The organism is Methanofollis ethanolicus, from assembly GCF_001571385.1.
Classification (GTDB): Archaea; Halobacteriota; Methanomicrobia; order Methanomicrobiales; family Methanofollaceae; genus Methanofollis; species Methanofollis ethanolicus.
This window is the reverse complement of the sequence record NZ_BCNW01000001.1, coordinates 1498332-1515963: the sequence shown is the minus strand read 5'-3', so window position 1 is coordinate 1515963 and position 17632 is coordinate 1498332. Positions and strand designations below refer to the sequence as shown.

The 17632-nt window shown below is 60.0% G+C and carries 22 protein-coding genes and 1 tRNA gene; 9 read left to right on the top strand and 14 right to left on the bottom strand.

The window, feature by feature from the left end:
• Window positions 1-3 precede the first annotated feature (3 nt).
• From dapB to MEFOE_RS07460, 5 genes are read right to left on the bottom strand one after another with little or no spacing between them, the layout of a single operon-like run.
• Complete coding sequence (gene dapB / locus MEFOE_RS07480; RefSeq protein WP_067050476.1) at window positions 4-768, bottom strand: 4-hydroxy-tetrahydrodipicolinate reductase; 765 nt, start codon at window positions 766-768, stop codon at window positions 4-6.
• Window positions 761-1636, bottom strand: a complete 876-nt coding sequence (gene dapA / locus MEFOE_RS07475) for a 4-hydroxy-tetrahydrodipicolinate synthase (RefSeq protein WP_067050473.1) — start codon at window positions 1634-1636, stop codon at window positions 761-763. Before dapA ends, dapB begins: the two co-directional genes overlap by 8 nt.
• A 10-nt stretch (window positions 1637-1646) precedes the next feature.
• A complete protein-coding gene (locus MEFOE_RS07470; protein ID WP_067050470.1) occupies window positions 1647-1841 on the bottom strand; it encodes a 30S ribosomal protein S17e in 195 nt (64 codons plus the stop codon).
• A complete protein-coding gene (locus MEFOE_RS07465; RefSeq protein ID WP_067050467.1) occupies window positions 1832-2404 on the bottom strand; it encodes a thiamine-phosphate synthase family protein in 573 nt (190 codons plus the stop codon). The genes MEFOE_RS07470 and MEFOE_RS07465 overlap by 10 nt, the downstream gene beginning before the upstream one ends.
• 32 nt (window positions 2405-2436) lie before the next feature.
• On the bottom strand, window positions 2437-2991 hold the full coding sequence (locus tag MEFOE_RS07460) for an HDIG domain-containing metalloprotein (RefSeq protein WP_067050464.1): 555 nt from the start codon (window positions 2989-2991) through the stop codon (window positions 2437-2439).
• A 77-nt stretch (window positions 2992-3068) separates the two neighbouring features.
• Here MEFOE_RS07460 and MEFOE_RS07455 point away from each other — a divergent pair, with 77 nt between their 5' ends.
• Window positions 3069-3272, top strand: coding sequence for a hypothetical protein (locus MEFOE_RS07455; protein ID WP_067050461.1), 204 nt, complete (start codon window positions 3069-3071; stop codon window positions 3270-3272).
• Here MEFOE_RS07455 and MEFOE_RS07450 read toward each other — a convergent pair.
• Together MEFOE_RS07450 and MEFOE_RS07445 are read right to left on the bottom strand one after the other, a co-directional pair.
• Entirely contained in the window at window positions 3253-4260 is a 1008-nt protein-coding gene (locus MEFOE_RS07450) for a DNA primase large subunit PriL (protein ID WP_067050458.1), read from the bottom strand. The genes MEFOE_RS07455 and MEFOE_RS07450 overlap by 20 nt on opposite strands.
• Window positions 4261-4262: 2 nt before the next feature.
• Window positions 4263-5006: a DNA polymerase sliding clamp gene (locus MEFOE_RS07445; RefSeq protein WP_067050455.1), complete on the bottom strand. Its 744-nt coding sequence runs from the start codon at window positions 5004-5006 to the stop codon at window positions 4263-4265.
• A 99-nt stretch (window positions 5007-5105) separates the two neighbouring features.
• On the opposite strand from MEFOE_RS07445, the gene MEFOE_RS07440 reads away from it, so the two are divergent.
• The 8 genes from MEFOE_RS07440 (at window position 5106) to MEFOE_RS07405 (ending at window position 11174) form a co-directional block, all read left to right on the top strand.
• Window positions 5106-5711, top strand: a complete 606-nt coding sequence (locus MEFOE_RS07440; RefSeq protein WP_067050452.1) for an RlmE family RNA methyltransferase — start codon at window positions 5106-5108, stop codon at window positions 5709-5711.
• The gene (gene moaA / locus MEFOE_RS07435; RefSeq protein WP_067050449.1) at window positions 5695-6573 is read left to right on the top strand and encodes a GTP 3',8-cyclase MoaA; all 879 of its coding nucleotides are present in this window, start codon (window positions 5695-5697) and stop codon (window positions 6571-6573) included. The genes MEFOE_RS07440 and moaA overlap by 17 nt, the downstream gene beginning before the upstream one ends.
• Window positions 6574-7109: 536 nt before the next feature.
• Complete coding sequence (locus MEFOE_RS07430) at window positions 7110-7628, top strand: hypothetical protein (RefSeq protein WP_328585445.1); 519 nt, start codon at window positions 7110-7112, stop codon at window positions 7626-7628.
• A gap of 4 nt (window positions 7629-7632) precedes the next feature.
• Window positions 7633-8799 (top strand): M20/M25/M40 family metallo-hydrolase, encoded by a 1167-nt coding sequence (locus tag MEFOE_RS07425; protein WP_067050446.1) that lies wholly within the window; start codon window positions 7633-7635, stop codon window positions 8797-8799.
• Window positions 8800-8926: 127 nt separating this feature from the next.
• Entirely contained in the window at window positions 8927-9583 is a 657-nt protein-coding gene (locus MEFOE_RS07420) for a hypothetical protein (protein WP_067050443.1), read from the top strand.
• A gap of 71 nt (window positions 9584-9654) precedes the next feature.
• Window positions 9655-9726, top strand: a tRNA-Arg gene (locus MEFOE_RS07415).
• Window positions 9727-9854: 128 nt separating this feature from the next.
• Window positions 9855-10205, top strand: a complete 351-nt coding sequence (locus MEFOE_RS07410; protein WP_067050440.1) for an ArsR/SmtB family transcription factor — start codon at window positions 9855-9857, stop codon at window positions 10203-10205.
• A gap of 117 nt (window positions 10206-10322) precedes the next feature.
• Window positions 10323-11174, top strand: a complete 852-nt coding sequence (locus MEFOE_RS07405) for a PHP domain-containing protein (protein ID WP_067050437.1) — start codon at window positions 10323-10325, stop codon at window positions 11172-11174.
• Window positions 11175-11177: 3 nt separating this feature from the next.
• On the opposite strand, the gene MEFOE_RS07400 is transcribed toward MEFOE_RS07405, so the two are convergent.
• The 7 genes from MEFOE_RS07400 to MEFOE_RS07370 all read right to left on the bottom strand — a co-directional run bounded on the left by MEFOE_RS07400 (window position 11178) and on the right by MEFOE_RS07370 (window position 17628).
• A complete protein-coding gene (locus MEFOE_RS07400) occupies window positions 11178-12296 on the bottom strand; it encodes a phospholipase D-like domain-containing protein (RefSeq protein WP_067050434.1) in 1119 nt (372 codons plus the stop codon).
• 569 nt (window positions 12297-12865) lie between these two features.
• Window positions 12866-13540: a hypothetical protein gene (locus tag MEFOE_RS07395; protein WP_153015900.1), complete on the bottom strand. Its 675-nt coding sequence runs from the start codon at window positions 13538-13540 to the stop codon at window positions 12866-12868.
• 484 nt (window positions 13541-14024) lie between these two features.
• Window positions 14025-14819: a zinc transporter ZupT gene (gene zupT / locus MEFOE_RS07390; protein WP_235809588.1), complete on the bottom strand. Its 795-nt coding sequence runs from the start codon at window positions 14817-14819 to the stop codon at window positions 14025-14027.
• Window positions 14820-14855: 36 nt separating this feature from the next.
• Window positions 14856-15305: a metal-dependent transcriptional regulator gene (locus MEFOE_RS07385; protein WP_235809587.1), complete on the bottom strand. Its 450-nt coding sequence runs from the start codon at window positions 15303-15305 to the stop codon at window positions 14856-14858.
• 38 nt (window positions 15306-15343) lie between these two features.
• On the bottom strand, window positions 15344-15805 hold the full coding sequence (locus MEFOE_RS07380; protein ID WP_067050425.1) for a hypothetical protein: 462 nt from the start codon (window positions 15803-15805) through the stop codon (window positions 15344-15346).
• The gene (locus tag MEFOE_RS07375) at window positions 15806-17020 is read right to left on the bottom strand and encodes a nucleoside recognition domain-containing protein (protein WP_067050421.1); all 1215 of its coding nucleotides are present in this window, start codon (window positions 17018-17020) and stop codon (window positions 15806-15808) included. It abuts the gene before it with no gap.
• Window positions 17020-17628: a FeoB small GTPase domain-containing protein gene (locus MEFOE_RS07370; protein WP_067050418.1), complete on the bottom strand. Its 609-nt coding sequence runs from the start codon at window positions 17626-17628 to the stop codon at window positions 17020-17022. The genes MEFOE_RS07375 and MEFOE_RS07370 overlap by 1 nt, the downstream gene beginning before the upstream one ends.
• Window positions 17629-17632 lie beyond the last annotated feature (4 nt).

The following is a 17632-nucleotide window of genomic DNA, read 5'->3' as shown; positions in this document are numbered from 1 at the left end:
CTCTCAAGGCAGCCCGAGAACGTCTGTCATCGAATAGATACCAGGGGCCTTTCCCTTCACCCATGAAGCCGCCCTGACAGCGCCGCTCGCAAAGACCGCACGGTCGTAGGCGCGGTGCGAGAGTTCGATCACCTCATAGTTCCCGGCAAAGAGAACTGCATGGTCGCCGACGATGTCGCCGCCCCGGATGACGTGGACGCCGATCTCGTCTTTCCGTTCGGTCATGCCCTCGCGGCCATACTGATGGGGGCGGCTGCCGAGTTCCTCGTCGAGGATTCCGAGGATCGTCTTCGCGGTCCCGCTCGGGGCGTCCTTCTTGTAGCGGTGGTGGGCCTCTGTCACCTCGACATCATATCCTTCGTTGAGGAGACGGGCGGCCTCCCTGATCAGGCGCCAGAAGATGTTCACGCCGACGGAGAAGTTGCTCGATATGACGGCGGGCACATGCCCCTCGACCGCCACCCGGATCTCCTCCTGCTGTTCAGGTGTGAATCCGGTCGTGCCGACGATGAGCGCAACGCCGTTGGCGGCGGCCGCCTTGATGTTCCCAACGGCGGCGTTTGCCACGGTGAAATCAATAAGGACGTCGGGCTTCGTCGCCTTCAGAAATGAGTCGATATTTTTCGCTTCGACAACAGGCGCACCATAGAAGGTCCCGGCATGGACATCGATGCCGCCGACCAGTTCGAGGTCAGGCGCCTCGGAGACGAGACGGCCGAGGATCGTGCCCATCCGCCCGAGGGCTCCGGATATGACAACTCTAATCATAGTGCCCGAGCACCTCCGCAAGTTTTTCCGTCTTTGCTGGGTCGAGTTCGTCGAGAGGGAGTCTGACCGGCCCGGCGGCCATGCCGCGGAGTTCGGCGGCTTTTTTCACCGGGATCGGGTTCGTATCGATGAACATCGCCCTGAAGAGCGGAGAGAGGCGGTAATGGATACGCCGCGCTTCTTCCAGATCACCCTTTTTCACGGCCTCGTACAGGCCGACCATCAGTGCCGGTTCGATGTTCGCGGCCACAGAGATCACGCCGCTCCCGCCAAGGGTGAGGATGGGCAGAGTCAGGGCGTCGTCACCGGAGAGCACCTCGAAGTCCTTGTCCTGCGTATCCTCGATGATCCGCGAGACCTGTTCCAGGTTCCCGCTCGCCTCCTTGATCCCGACGATGTTCGGATTGTCGGCGAGTTCGACGACAAGGTCGGGCAGGATGTTCTGTCCGGTCCTGCCGGGAACATTGTAGAGGACGACCGGAATATCGAGTTCGGCAAGGGCGGAAAAATGTTTCACAAGACCGGAACGATTCGGCTTGTTGTAGTACGGGCTGATGACCAGTGCGCCGTCGGCACCGATGTCCCGCGCCGCCTTCGTAAACCTGATGGCCTCGGCGGTGTTGTTCGACCCGGTCCCTGCAAGCACCGGCACCCGGCCGTTCACCGCATCGACCGTCGCACCGATCACCTGCTCGTGCTCTTCAAACGTGAGTGTCGCAGATTCGCCCGTCGATCCGCAGGGAACAATTCCATGGACACCCCGGGCGATCAAAAACTCAATATTCGAACGGAGCCCCTCAAGATCAAGGCGGTGATCCGGGGTCCGCCTAAAAGGGGTAATGACTGCTGGAAACACTCCCTCAAACATGAGGTAGTGTTTACGCAGATACTCTTTTAGTATTTTGCTTTCTCGTGATGTAACCGCTGACCCTGTTCCGCACGCGCTTCGATTCGATGACCGAAACTTCGGCAACGATCTGCTTGTTTTCCGCGAAGTCGCCGGTAAAGCGACCGGGGTTTTTGTTCCGGATCTCGTTACCAAGGCTCTTAATATACGTCGGCTTTATTCCCATTCGCACCTATCCCTGAGATTTGTATTTTTAATGCGTCTTGACAGTTTAAGAATATTATGTGCGACCTCGTCCGGACCCTCGCCGAGGATCCGGACCATCGGTTCCTTGCCTGAGGTGCCGCGGTCATAAATCACGTCTGGAACGCCGGTCTTGCAGCACGAGGCGACGCCCCAGTCCATCGTCCTGATGCCGGGCGGCTCCTGGTCGCGGTCGAAGTACCTGATATCGAGCATCATCTCCTCAAGTTCATGGAGGATGGGCTCGGCAAACCTGATGTTCGCGGCAGCACGCACCCGCGAGTCGTAGCGCATCGCGGTCAGGACGATCCGCGCTACATGGTCGCTTGCGCCGAAGGCGACCTCCCCGACAGGGTGGACTGCCTTGCCGAGGCGGACGATCCGGCCCCTCACTGCTACGACGTCCTCTGGCCCGCGCGCCTTCTCCAGGGCATACGCAATATTCGTGCCGACTTCTGGGACGAGGCAGGGGTCCATCCCCTCGCACAGCAGGTCGACGGCCGCAGAGAGAGCCCTGATCACCTGGTCCCGTTCTTCCTGGCTCATGGCAGATCCTCTCGCACCGCGGGGAGATAATCCTAACGCAGGCCGAGTTCGTCCTTCCGTGCGACGAGAGAGGCGATGGCGATGCGATAGAACTCCTCAGGCTCGACGAGACCGTTCACCGCGGCGATCCTCTCCCTTTCGCACCCGGCGGCAAAGGCCTTCTCCTTCAGTTTTTTCTTCACGGTCTTCGGGGTGACGTCGGTGATCGACCCCCCTTTGACGCGGGCGCAGGCAATGAGAAAGCCACTGATGCTGTCTGCGGACTGGAGAGCGAGGTCGAGCCTTTCTGTGTACGGGCCGTAGAGGAAGAGGATATGGTTGTGCCGTTCGACTGCCAGACAGACCACCTCGGGTAGGCCCTCCTGCCTGAGGAGAGCGGCACCCTCGATACCGTGCCTGTTCATGTCGCCGCCGACGGCCTCGTAGTCGATGTCATGGAGGATACCGATCACCTCCCAGAGGTCCGCGTCCTCCCCGAAGGTTTCGGCAAGGCCGCGGAGGACTGCCGCCGTGGCGATGCAGTGCATGCGAAGCGAGTCAGATGCCACATGCCGATTGAGGAGGGTCAGTGCTTCGTCCCTGTCCATGCGGAGAGTGGGGCCCTGCCCGGAAAAAGATAGCGGAGAAGAAGAGATATAGAGGAAGGGAAAGAACAGGTGAGTATATGGACGCACGTATACTGGATGTGCTGACCGGAGCCGCGAGCCTGCTCGTCTTCATCGTCCTCCTCATTGCCCTGCCAGGAATGTTTCAGGGCATCGATCCGGGAAACAACAACCTGATCGGACTCGCCTATATCGTCGCCCTCGTGCTCTTCCTCATCACGATGAGCGGCGCAGGCTATGTCATCAACGAGAAGATTTCCTGACCGTATACAGATTCTGCTTCTTTTTCCATTTGTAGTACGAGAGGGGGTGGCTCACCTTCTCGCAGGCCTCGTCGCGGCGAACGCAGAGGCCGTGCGTCCGCATCGTCGCACACGACGGGGCGGTGTATTCGGTCCCGGCCCGGCCGGAGATATGCTCTACCTGGTACATCGTCATCGAGAGGTCGAAGTCGGGTGCCCTCTGGAAGACTTCGACGATCTGGGTCGTCGACAGCCCGATGTTGTGGAGGAAGGCGGTGAGGGCGAACCTGCCGACATGGGGGAGGTTGGTACCGGCGGTGACCGCCTTGATGAGGGTCGCAATGCAGGGCGGGAAAGAGGACTCGTCCACCTCACCGAACTCATCGAGGGCGCGCTGCTGGAGAGCCGCGGCGATCTCATCGGTATAGGGCCGTAAAATTCTGCAGACTTCCTCGGGGACGATGAGCGGAAGCCTCTCCCTGATGATCGCACGGATCCGCTCCTCGACCAGTTCCTGCATCTCCTCGGGCAGGAGAGAGACATGGCCGTTTTCGACTCGCCGGTTGACGAGACGCCAGCGCTCGTCATTGAGCGGGCCGATCAGCCCGACATAGGCAACCACCGGCAGGGTGGGCCGCTCAAGGTCGATCCCGACCCTTTCGGCGATACGGACCATCCGCTCCCTGTCCTCCCGCACGAACCAGGAGTATGCGCGCCGCGCCTCGAACTGCGAGAGCCTTTCGATGAGCATCCTGTCGTTGATGCAGGAGACGAGCATCCGTGCGAGGACATAGGTGAAGATGTCTTCCTTTGCGTCCCTGCCATAGACCCCGCACTCTTCGGGATTTTTCTGGGCAAGCGTGTCCCTGACCCGCCGGGAGGCGTGTTCAAGGAGGGACTTGCCCAGTTCAGACCTGAGGATCAGATCGAGGGTGCCGGACTCGTTCCTGACGTAGTCCTGTGCCTCCTCTAAAAAGGGATATCTGGCCAGGTCCTGGACATCGACCATGTTCAGTCAGCTTCGATGCGCGGCGCGAGCAGGTACTCGACATGCCCCTTCCCGCCGGCGAGGTCAAAGGCTACCTTCACCGGGTGGTCGATGCCCAGGGCGACGCGGACTTTCTCTGAGCGGCCCATGACCTTGCCCATATCCTTGAGATAGTCGAGGGAGAAGAGCGAGCGCGCTTCGGCAGGCTGAAGAGAGATGAGCTGATCGCGCCCGAGTTCGAGCTTGATGTGGTCGGTGTCGCCTTCAGCCATCATGTAAAATATCTCGGCCTTCGGGTCGATGCCAAGGGCGATCTTGTCTGAAATGACGTCCGCGGCCTTGATCGCGGTGGAGAGCGCGCTGCCGGTGAGTTCGACCTTGCCGGGGAGTTCGATGGCGGGGGGGTTCGGGTCTTTCCGGATTGTATTGATGTCAAGGAGCGTGACAGAATACTGGTAGCTCCCGAACGCGAGTTCCAGCCGGCGGCTGCCCTCAGGGAGGTTCAGAGATAAAATATCGCCTTTCCCCATCATCCCGAGGATATTTTTCATCTTTGCAATATCGATCCCGAGTTCGTCGGGAGTCGCCTCGTAGGTCTCGAAAGCGTCCTTGCCAAGGTCCAGAGAGACCATGGCGACATTCGCGGTGTCGACGGCGCAGGTTTTCACCCCGTTTCCATCGACGTGGAGCCGGCATTCGGTCACCAGCGCGGCCAGGGCGTCGATCGACTCCCGGAAGGTATCTGCATCAATCGTTGCTTTTAACATTACAAACCCCTTATAAGACTCTATTATACATTATATCATGATATTTTTTATTCTATCCGGTATCCCAACAGAGCCCTGAGGAGACGAGGCGAAAAAATCATGACATCACAATGGACACGGGACAAATACTATACCCGGGCAATGAGGGAGGGTTTCCGGGCACGGGCCGCCTACAAATTGCTGGAGATACAGAAGAGGCACACGGTGATCAGGGACGACGACAACGTCGTCGACCTCGGCGCCGCGCCGGGCAGCTGGCTGCAGGTCCTCAAGACCTTTACCCAGGGGACGATCATCGGCGTCGACCTCAACGCGATCGCCCCGATGGAGGGCGTGAAGACGATTGTCGGAGACTTCACGACGCCGGAGGTGCAGGAAGAGGTGCGCGGCCTCGCCAGCGGGATTGTCTCGGTCGTGACCTGCGATGCCTCTCCGAAGCTTTCCGGGGCGACGAGTTACGACCAGGCGCGGGCGATCGCCCTCGGTGAGGATGCCCTCGCCTTTGCGGTCACGATCCTGAAAGACGGGGGGAACTTCATCTGCAAGTCCTTCCAGGGTGAAGACTTCCCCGAACTCTATGCCGAGGTGAAGAAGCACTTCCTCTCCGTGCGCACCTTCAGGCCGCTGGCATCCCGGCGCGGGAGCAAGGAGATCTACATCGTCGCCAAGAATTTCCGGAGGCAGAAGGATGGTGCTGAAGGATAACTTCGGCCGCCCGGTAACAAACCTGCGGATCAGCCTCACGCCGCGCTGCAACCTCAACTGCATTTACTGCCATGCCGAGGGCGAGGTGAAGCCGCGCGAGGAACTGAGCCTTGAGGAGATCAAGGAGATCCTCAGGGTCGCGGAGAAGATCGGGATCAAGAGCGTGAAGTTCACGGGGGGCGAGCCCCTCCTCAGGAAGGATATTCTCGATATCGTCCGGGCCGTGCCGCGCGGGATCGAGTCGTCGATGACGACAAACGGCACCCTCCTCCCCGGCCTTGCCCATGACCTGAAGGCGGCGGGGCTCGCAAGGGTGAATGTGAGCCTTGACACCCTCAGGCACGACAGGTACCTCCAGATCACGAAAAAAGACCTCCTTGACCATGTACTCGATGGGATCCGCGAGGCCGTCGACGCCGGCCTGACGCCGGTGAAGTTGAACACCGTCATCCTGAAGGGGTTGAACGAGGACGAGGTCCCGGACTTCCTCGCCTTCGTCAGGGACAGCGACGCACTCATCCTCCAGATCATCGAATTGATGGAGTTCAACAACTGCACGATGCACGGCGACGTGGACCGTCTGGAGAAAGAGATCGCTGAAAATTCGACCGAGGTCCTCACCCGGCGCATGCACCACCGGAAGAAGTACTGCGTGGACGGCGCCGAGGTCGAGGTGGTGCGGCCTCTCCACAACACCGAGTTCTGCGCTTTCTGCAACCGCCTGCGCGTGACGTCCGATGGCTACCTCAAGCCCTGTCTCCTGCGGACCGACAACCACGTCGATATCAGGGGAAAGAAGGGGGAGGAACTGGAGGCCCTCTTCGAGAAGGCCGTCCAGAACAGGGAACCTTTCTTTAAATAATTCCTGTTCTATGGGGTCGGTGGTGGGGGGACCGACGGCAGCGCCCGAAGACTTCCATTCTAGAGCGTTCTATAGATCTGGAAAGAATGCGATCTCTTCTGCACGAAAGATCGGTTTTTCGAATCCCTGTCCTGAAAGACCCTGGCGGGGGGCGGCCGCTCAAAAACCCACAGTTTTCTCATGCTTGCTTCTTTCTTACCCTGCTATTAGGGGCCATTAGGATAGGGAGGTGACAATCTCCCTCCTCAGGATCTCTGCTCTGTATTCCCCTGAACAACACCGGGCGATTTCGAGAAGACGGGGTCTTCGAGGTGCGACCGAAGGGAGCATAAGAACATTTTTGATTTTCGGGGTGACGCCCGAAAGGAGTCGAGAAGATCGAAGACCTTCTCTGTAGTCCCCCGGCACAGACATGCTCGATCAGAAATTCTCCCGACCTCATGACCTTTTTTCGGGAGTGCCTCGAAAAACAGGGGCACATAGAGACAGATGCTAGAATACAATGGTTTTTAGTGTGGACAGGCAAACTGCTCTGTATGATGAATGAACTTCTGGAAGACGAGCACTTCAGGGCCCTGCTAAAGTATTATGAGAAGTCCCTCATCCTTGAGGAACCGAGCGACTTCCACCCGACCCTGTCCTTCTACCTCATGGACGCCCTGGCGCATATCGAGTACACCCTGAGCACCTATGTCTTCAACACCCAGTCGCCGAAGAACATGATGCACCGTGAGTACCTCCGCTGGCGGCTTGACGAGGAGAAAAAGGACGAGCGCGCCCTCTTCCCGGGATTTATCATGTGGCTGAAGGAAAACCAGCCTGAGAAATTCGCAAAGCTCCCGATGGTCTGGAAGGGCGTGTACGACAGGGCAAACCCAGCCACCTACCAGAGTTTCAGGATTGTCCTTGACCCGGAGAGCAAAAAACCGGTGCCCGCGGCGTTCTTCTCCGACGCCATCGACGAGTTCTTCTCCAGACCGTTCTTCAACAGCATCTACAACGGCGGTTCACTGGCGACCCTCTTCGAGGAGTACAAAAAAAGCGTGAGCGCCTGAGACCATGGACGTTTCCGCTCTCTGCAGGGACCTCGTCAGGATCCGGAGCGAGAACCCTCCCGGCGACACCCGCGATGTCGCTGAGTACATCCATGCCTTTCTGCTGGAGAGCGGGATCGAGAGTGTCGTCGTCTCCCGGGATGGGCGGCGCTGCAACCTGATTGCACCCGGCCATAACCCGGGCCTCCTCCTTGTCGGCCACCTCGACGTTGTCCCGGCCATCCCGACAGGGTGGCGCCACCCCCCCTTCGAGGGCGTCGAGGAGGAGGGGTATATCTGGGGGCGGGGATCGAGCGACATGAAAGGGGGATGCGCGGCCCTTCTCACCGCCCTACGGCGTGTCGCCGGCGAAGGGGACGCACCCTCCTGTCAGGTCGTCTTTGTCTGCGACGAGGAGACCGGCGGGTGTCATGGCATGGAATATCTCCTTGCAAAGGACGTGCTTCGGCCCTGCGACACCCTCATCGCCGAACCAACGCCCCGCCTCTCCCCCTGCATCGGGCAGAAGGGACTGGCGCGGCTCTCCCTCTCCTTTTCCGGCGAACCCGGCCACAGTTCCCTGTACCCGGAGATCGGGCGGAGCGCGATCATGGAGGCGCACGCGCTCATCTCTTTTCTCCAGGAAATCCATGAACGAGAGTACCCGGTGAGCGGCGAGATGGAGGAGATCATCGCCCGGTCGTCCGGGGTGCTCGAAGGGATCTTCGGGACACAGGGACTCGACCGTGTCCTGCGCCGCGTGATGTTCAACCCCGGCGTCATCTCCGGTGGGGAGAAGGCAAATATCGTTGCCGAGCGCTGCGACCTCGACCTCGACCTGCGCATCCCGTGGGGGTGCACGACCGGGGAGGTCGTCTCAGAGATCGCGTCGCATGCGCCCTCAGCGAGGATGAAGGCGACCTCGACCTCCGAACCCTCCTTTACGCCGCCGTCTGCCACGATTGCCACGCGCATCTCTTCAGAGATCGGGCGCGTGTACGGGGAAGAGGCCGTCCCTATCTTCCAGTGGGCGGCGAGCGATGCCAGGCACCTGAGAAAGGCCGGGTTCCCGACAGTGGAGTACGGCCCGGGAGAGATAAAAACGATACATGGCATCGACGAGCGGGTTTCTATTCCTTCGCTCAAGTGCGCCGAAGAGATCTACAGAGGTCTCATTCTCTCGTATTGTTGATTTCATCCGGGTTGAGAAGTGAAGACGTTTTATATAGTACGAATTTTGATACCTGTTCTCGTAGATATAGGATCGTCCGGGACAACCTTATAAACCCATATATACCGGGAGCAAGTACTCGTATTTGATGAAGTCCCTCCACATGCTGCTCGCCCTCCTTGTCTGTGCCGCCCTCCTGGTGGCGGGATGTACCACCGCGGCCGGGGATGGGTCACAGGAAAAACCGTTCTGGGCGAAGGATACGCCCGCCCCCACGTCGACCACACCAACCCCGACTGTGGACAGCGAATATGTCAGTCCTGCGACGCCATATCCCACGACGACCAACCGCCCGAGTCCGCCGGCACAGCAGAACCCCACTGTCACGCCGGCAGCGTCCTCATATCTGGAAGTGATCCACGAGAAGGTTGTGCTGGACTATGGTCATCCCGCGGCTGCATGGGCAATCAATGTGACACAGGCACCCCTTGTTGTGAACTTCTCCGTTCAGCCGAAGATGACCACCCGGACGGTCGTCTATGAGAGCAGTTATGGAAGCCATAAGGAAGAGAAAAAGACGGTGACCACCATCAGCGACAGAAGTCGGCTTGAGGTGACCGTGCGCGACGGGGACGGGAATATTGTGGCACAGGACGGTTTTGCCGGCCTGTACTCCGTGGACGAATCAAAGAAAATCCTCGTCATGAGCCCGGGAAAATACCATCTGGACATCCGGGGCACAGATGTCACCGTCGATCTCTCCGCGATGATCGGGCAGACCGGGCAGACCACAGGGGAGGTCTGACCCCACTCCTGTCTGCGGGAGGGGAATGAATATATGGGAGAACTACCAATTTTATAGAGCACATCTGCAGTGTCCCGGTAGGGTAGTGGACATCCTAGAAGCCTGCGGAGCTTTTGACCCGGGTTCAAATCCCGGCCGGGGCGTTTTTTCTTTTTTCTCACATCACATCCCGACCGTCAGGTTTCTTCTACTCGGGAACTTTCTCTATCCCTCTGTCCGGGGAGAGATCGCAACCACACATTCATATGCACACATGTTCATATGATCATGCATGGATGACGACCTCTGCACGGTCAGGTGCATCCACCAGGATGCCGTCGAGGAGGCAAGGGAGCACCTCATCGACGACCAGACCAGCCAGGCCGTCGCCGGGATCTTCAAGCTCTTCGGTGACCCCACCAGGGTCAGGATCCTCTCGGCCCTGAACGGCAGGGAAATCTGCGTCTGCGATCTCTCGGCCCTGCTCGGGATGAGTCAGTCGGCGGTCTCCCATCAACTCCGCCTGCTGCGCGGGGCAAAGGTGGTGACCTTCAGGAGGGAGGGGAAGGTGGCCTACTATGCCCTTGCTGACGACCACGTGACCGACCTGCTCAGGGCGGGGGCCGCACATGCACAGGAGTGAGGGCGGCGGCTGCAGCTGTGCGGCCTGCGGCCATGCCCACCATGACGGGAAGGCAGCTGCCCCGTCCGGCAGCTGCAGAGACTGCTGAAAACCAGAAAAAACCTTTAGCCTTTCACCATGAGAATACGCTTTGAACGTCCCGACCCTGCCGCGATCAGGGAGAGGGGATACACCCCCGCGGACCTCCATGTCCACTCCTCGTACTCGGACGCACCAACGCCTGTGCGGGCACTCCTCGCACAGGCAGAAAGACTTGACATCGGCCTCGCCATCACCGACCACAACGAGGTCCGCGGCGTCGCGGAGGCGCTGGAGCGGCGGCCAGAGGCCCTCGTCGTACCCGGCATGGAGGTCAGCACCGCGGACGGGCCGCACATCCTCCTCTACTTCCCGATGCTCTCCGGCCTGCAGGACTTCTATGCCCGCGAGATCAGGGAGAGGAAGGGGAAGAGTCCGTACCTCGCGGTGCGCCTGACCGCGGAGGAACTGGTGGAGAGAGGAAAAAACTATGACTGCCTCATCACCGCGGCACATCCCTTCGGCTATTTTTTCCTCGACAAGGGCCTCCTGAAGTGCACGGCAAAGCATGCCATCGACCCCGCGGTGGCCGGGCAGGTCGACGCCCTCGAAGTGATCTGCGGGGGCATGGGTAGGGCCCTGAACAGGCAGGCGGCCGACGAGGCGGTCCGCACAGGCCAGGGGATGACCGGCGGTACCGATTCCCACCTCCTCGGCCACCTCGGCGGGGTTGTCACCTGCTGCCAGGCCGACACGGCCGAAGAGTTCATCGAAGAGATCAGGCGGAAGAGGAGCCATGTCATCGGCGAGGAGACAGGCGCGTTCGGCAAGGTCCTCACCGGCGGCGCGATCCTGGGAGAGTTCCTGCCGTACGCGGTCCCCTCCCTCCAGGTCCACTACGAGCAGAACATGCCCAGGCTGAAGCGCTATTTTACACGCCGGCGTGAATAGGGGTCAGAGGAGAGGCGAGAAGAGGCGGGAGACCGACTCCTTCACCTTGATGACCCGTCCGCGGGCTGCATAGACAGCAGAGGTGAGTTCGCTGCAGTTCCGGATGTCCGCAAGAAAGATCTCGTGGAGGCGCCCGGCCACCGCGGGGTCGTAGACGAAGGCGTTTGTCTCGAAGTTCAACCTGAAACTCCGTTCATCCCAGTTCGCGCTCCCCACTGAGGCCGCAAGGCCGTCGACGACGATCGTCTTTGCATGGATGAAGCCGCGCTCATAGGTGTACGCCCGCACCCCGGCCTCCAGCAGTTCCCCGATACACGAGTAACTCGCCCAGTACACGAAGGGGTGGTCTGGTTTGCAGGGGATCATGACCCGCACGTCCACACCGGAGAGGGCGGCGATCCGCAGGGCGTCGGCGACGCTCCCGTCGGGCACGAAGTACGGAGTCTGGAGATAGACCGACCTCTGTGCCGAGTTGATCAGTTTGAGATAGGCCCCCTTCCCCAGGTACTCGTCCCCGATATTGAAGCCGCCGACAAAGCCCACCCTGCCGTCGATGACCGCGATTTTCCTGTGGTTGCGGCAGTTCATCCTGGGGTTCAGGTACGGGACGACCGAGGGGAAGAAACGGGCGAGACGGCCGCCGGCACCGACAAAGGCGTCGAAGAAGTCGCGGGGCAGTCGCGCGCACCCCGGGCCGTCGACGAGGAGGCGGACCTCGACGCCCTGCTGCGCCTTCTCCGTGAGGGCGGCGCCGACGACCCGGCGCCCGAGGGCGTCGTCCCTGATGATGTAGTACTCGATATGGACGAAGTCCCGCACCCCGGCGATGGCATCGAGGAGGGCGGCAAATTTCTCCTCGCCGTCCGTGTAGACGGTCACCCTGTTGTTGACCGTGAGAAAGGCCCAGTTGTTCCGCATCAGCATCAGGACCATGCCCAGGTAGGTCTTCAGACGGGGATCCCTGAAGGAGATCTCCCCTTCGGCAAGGCTCTTCATCTGCGCGGCGATCAGGGCCTGGACACGGGCGTCGTCCTCAGCCTTCGCCTTGAAGAGGCGTTCCCGGTGATAATTGTGGCCGAGGAAGAGGACAGGGACAAAGAAGAGATCATAAAAGACGAGCATATCCCAAAACTCTCGTTCACTCCCTCCATCCGTGCATGGGAACTCGGGAGAAAAGATCCTGATCGGGTCGATGTCTTCCCGAATTTCATGAAGAATCGTGCGAAACCACCGCCTTCCCCCAGATCTCTGCCGGGGGACCGACGCCCCCGGACCCCCGAAACAGGATAGGGTCGGGGAAGAGAGACCCTGATGAAGGAGATTACCATCCACCCCCTATCGCAATGAGGGGGGGGATCGGGGGGTGAAACCCCCAGGACAAGACGCCAGAACAGGATTTTTCAGAACCGAATGTGCGTCCTTTCATCGGCGTGCATGAAGGTTCGGATCCGTTTTGGGATGACCGCGATGTCTATCATACTCCTCACCTCGCGCGATGCCGGGCTGTCATGCTCATGATTTCATCGGCCACCCGTGCCATTTGCTTCAAGCACCTCCCCCTATATTTGCTGGCCGGAGTATCAAGGGAGAGATACACGCATCATAATATAGACATACCGTTCCCCCTCTCTTCCTTCGGGCCGTCACGTCATGGCAGGGGGAGAGAACAGGAGCGGCGATATATATCCCCCTTAGTCGTCATATCCGACGATTCTTCTCAGGTCTCTGGCATACTCACTCTTTTCCCTGCTCTTCGGGAGAAGCTGGAGGACTTCAAGCGCTCTCTCATAGCGCTGGGCAGCGTAGGAGTCATCAAAAAGAGTGCTATCGACCTGCACAGGTTCCCCAGAACATCCGGGGGTGCACAAGACCCTGAGGACCTCTCTCTCCTCCTTCGAACCTGCGGTGACGACCTTGCCATGCATGCAGAAGGCTTCGATTGAAACGAACCGGCCATAGATGCCGCCGTCGCACCGCCACATACGATCTCCTGAGGACCGGAACGTCTGCATTGTCTCCTTCAATGCCTTGATCCTGCGGGCATAGTCTCCCCGTGAGATATATTCCTGGACCTCCAGCCTCTCCAGTTCCTCGTCGGTGACAAGAACCCGTATCCCGTCCAGGGGTCGTTTCCGGACATGGATGATATTGCGGCATGCCGGGCATTTTTTCGTTGCCATCGGCTTTTCCTTCAAATACGCATCGCAGTATGGGCACAGAGGTTCGACCTTCCCGAGGGCCTCCAGGCCGTGGGGTATTTCCGCAACGATGCTGTCGATCAGGAGGTCATAATCGACCGGACCTTCAGATTCCCGGAAAAAAGGCATTTCAGACCTGATGCCGCAAGGACTATGAAAATTTACCATGAGAAACACCTGCGGCATTTTTCATCCCGATGCCCGAGACTTTGTTTCATGAGCAGGTTTCCGGAATGTATGCAGGACGCCAACGACCCGGAAAAACTCGAACTGCTTTTCTCTCTTTCCATTCGATCCATACTCTCTCTCTTTGCACTGTCAAGGAGGACTGCCACACCCTCTCTGTTACGTACTGTCTTGCCTGACGACCTGCATCTCCTGCTCTGCCGATAAAAATCATCAGAAAATGATTCCAATTACCTTATTGCGATAGAATTAAAGATTACAGATTCTCAGGCCATAGACATTAAAGATTCTTTTCCATATTTTATTGTTATAACTGATATATGTTACGATTTTTAAATTTTGGCCCAACATCACACCGCTCATTTACAGCCCCTAAAAAGAATACAAATCGATCCCGGAGCCACCATGATGCATTTTTTGCATCCAGATGGACGGCAGATCTCCGGGAAGATGGTACCCTGGCCCGTCACATCGCCGCCAGTATCACGGCCATCAGGGCCATCCCGGCGATCAGTCCATAGATCGAGAGGTGTGCCTCCCCGTATTCCCGCGCTGCCGGGAGGAGTTCGTCAAGGGCGACAAAGACCATGATGCCCGCGACCACCGCGAAGATGGCGCCTGACAGTGCGGCACCCATATACGGGGAGAGGAGGAAGAAGGCGATCAGGGCGCCGACAGGTTCGGCAAGTCCGGAGAGGAGGGAGTAGCCGATGGCCTGCACCCTGCTCCCTGTCGCGTAGTAGATCGGTACGGAGACCGCAATGCCCTCCGGGATGTTGTGGATCGCGATCGCGACCGCGATCGCGACCCCGAGGCCGGGGTCGAGGAGTGCGCTGGAGAAGGTCGCCATGCCCTCGGGCATGTTATGGAGGGCGATCGCACCGGCGGTGACGATGCCTGTCCGATAGAGTCCGGCAGACCCGCACCCCCTCCCGGCCTGATCGCAGATCTCCTCCACCCGCCTGACTTCGTGGGGGTTCTGGGGAAAGGGGACGAGGCGGTCGAGCACGGCAACGGCGGTCATGCCACCAAGAAAGGCGGCCGCGGTCTGCCACACACCGAGGCCCTCCTGCGCGAGAGGGAGGAACTCCACAAAAGAGACATAGATCATGACCCCGGCCGAGAAGCCGAGACCCACCGAGAGCGCACGGGTGTTTGTCCGGTTGGTGAAGAGGGCGGCAAGGCTTCCGATGCCGGTCGAGAGGCCGGCGAGCAGGGTCAGGCCGAAGGCCACCCAGACAGAGGCGGGATCAATCATCATGCAGGCAGGGGACGATCGCCCGCACCGTTCTAATACTCATCGGTGGCGTTTCTCGAAGCGGGACTTTATGCAGAACGCTGAGAAGTGCTCAAGTGTTCCTGCAGGACAGCCCCCTTTGCCGAAGTATTCGACCAATATTCCGATCTGCTCGATGGTCTCAGGATGGAGTTCGTGTTCCATGAAACACGCATCCTTATCGGCGACGTCCTCGGGCACCTTGATGAGCATCAGGAAGGACTTGAGGGTGTCGTGCCGTGACTTGATCACCCGCGCGATCCTCTCCCCATCAGGCCTGAGGGTTACTCCCTCGTACCGCCTGTACTCCACAAGGCCCATGGCGTCGAGTTTCTGGAACATCTCCACGACGCTGGAGGGGCTGACGTCGAGCTCACCTGCGACGTCCTTCGTACGGGCATAGCCCTTTTCAAGGGAGACATTCAGGATCGCCTCCAGATAATCTTCGGCCTTTCTGGTGAGGGTTGTCACACCCTGTATATTGACCATACTCCATCAAAAATAGTTGGTCAGGCCTCCTGCCTCTGATTGAGGAGGAGCCAGCCGACAAGGAGAGCAAAGGGCAGCAGGACCACTGCCGGGCTGTACGGCGGCATAAAGCCGGCGACGAACCCTTCGAGCGAGTTGAAGAATGCCTCGCTCTCCTCTCCCGCCGGGATGCCGCCACAGATCATACCGAAGATATCACACCCGGCGATCAGGCCGACCATCGCCGCCCCGAGGACGGCGGTAGCGCGCTGGTCGAGGTTCCCAGGGCCGCGGGCGCCGGCGAGCAGGAAGAGTCCGCCGAGGGCGACGACCAGACCGCCCCATGCCCAGCGGAAGAAGTCGCCGCCGGTGATCTCAAGGATGCCGATACTGACCGGCCCGGTGCCGCCTGCCCAGACAAGGACGTCGACAAGGCCGAGAACGAGTGCCGCCGCTCCGACGAGGGCGGCACCGATGGATGGGAGTGTATAGGACGATTTCATTTATGCCACCCCGAGGAGGATGCCGATGCCATGGATCGCCCCGCCATATGCGAAGACGACCACAGCAAGGACCGCAATGGCTGCCAGGAGCTGTTTCCAGCCCTCACGGAGCATGACCACGAAGGTGGCCACGCAGGGGAAGTAGATGGAGATGAGGACGACCGACGTGATCATCTGGTACGGCGTCATGGCGATGGTGGAGAGTTGTGCGACCGCAAGGTCCTTCCTGAGGAAGGCGGCGATCAGCGGCGCGACAGTCTCGGCCGGTACCCCGAACCAGGTGACGAAGAGGGGCGCCAGCAGAGTGGAGAGCGCCTGGATCACGCCGGCGAGGTACAGGAGATTGACGATGAGGATACCCAGCCATACGAAGGGGATCGCCTCCTTGAGGAAACCTTTTGTCCGGTTCCAGAGCTTCTTCCCCACGTTCTCGCATGTCGGCCAGCGGTACGGCGGGACGTCTATGAGGATCTCGGGGTTCTCCCCCGGGATCAGGCGGTCAAGGAGGAAACCGAAGATCCCGAAACCGAGCACGAGGTACAGCATCACCCAGCCCACCGATTCGGGGATGACGGCGAGCATGATGCCGAGTTGCGCACCGCACGGGACGAAGATTGCAAGGAGCGTCATCATCAGGAAACGCTGCTTCTTCGTCTCCAGCACCCTGGTCGCGGTGACGGCCGGGACATTGCACCCGAGGCCCAGGATCGTCGGGACGATCGCATAGCCGTGGAGCCCGATCTTGTGGAGGAAGGTGTCGGCCAGGACGGCGAGCCGCGGCAGATACCCCGAGTCCTCCAGGAGCGTCATGGTCAGGTAGAAGATGAGCACCGCCGGGAGGACGACGCCTATGGAGACGAAGAGTCCTGAGGTCAGGACGCCGAAGGCCTCGAAACAGTTGTCAGCAAGGGGGTCGCCGACGAAGAGGAAGTAGTGTATGCTGTCCGGGTCGGGCCAGACACTCTGGAGCCAGGGGAGCCAGTGGTTGTCGAAGAACTTGACCATGAAGCCGTCAGTGACCAGGTCGCCGGCGAACGAGCAGAAAATGCTCCAGAAGGCATACAGGACGGCAAGGGCGACCGGCAGGCCGGTGAGTGGTTTGACGGTGAGGTCGCCGAGGGCGTCGGCAAGGCCGCGGCGCGAGACGCCGGTCGAGACGACCTTGCGGGCGACCAGGTCGACGAGGTCCCAGCGCTGGTCTGCGGTGAGTCCCATCACTGGCACCCCCCGCACCCAGCGCAGCCTGAACACCCGCTCAGGCGGGCGGTCTCAGGCGACGAGCCGTTTGATCGTGCGGCGATCGCGTCGATATCAGCGGTTTGCGCCTTCCTGAGCGCTCCTGCCAGGTCCTTGATCCCCTCGCCTATCGTGGCCGAGGTCTGGACGACCGGGACGCCGAGGAGGTTCTGCAGGCGGCGGGCGTCGATTGCAATCGATTTCGCGCGGGCTGCGTCCATCATATTGAGGACGACGACCACCGGTGCGCCCCGCTCGATCACCTCGAAGCCCAGGTACAGCCCACGTTCCAGGCGTGTGGCGTCGAGGACGAGGAGGACGACGGCCTCAGGGTGTTCTTTCAGGATACGGACGGCCACGTCTTCGGCGGCGTCCCGCGGTTCGAGCGAGTAGGCGCCCGGCACGTCGATGATCTCGTAGGTCGTGCCGCCTTCGACGAGGGTGCCCCTCATGACGTCGACGGTCGTGCCCGGATAATTGGAGACGACGGCCTCGGCGCCGGTGAGTCTGTTGAAGAGAGCGCTCTTGCCGACATTGGGGTTACCGACCATCAGGACGGTATGGATATTCTGGTCCTTCTGATTCATGTGT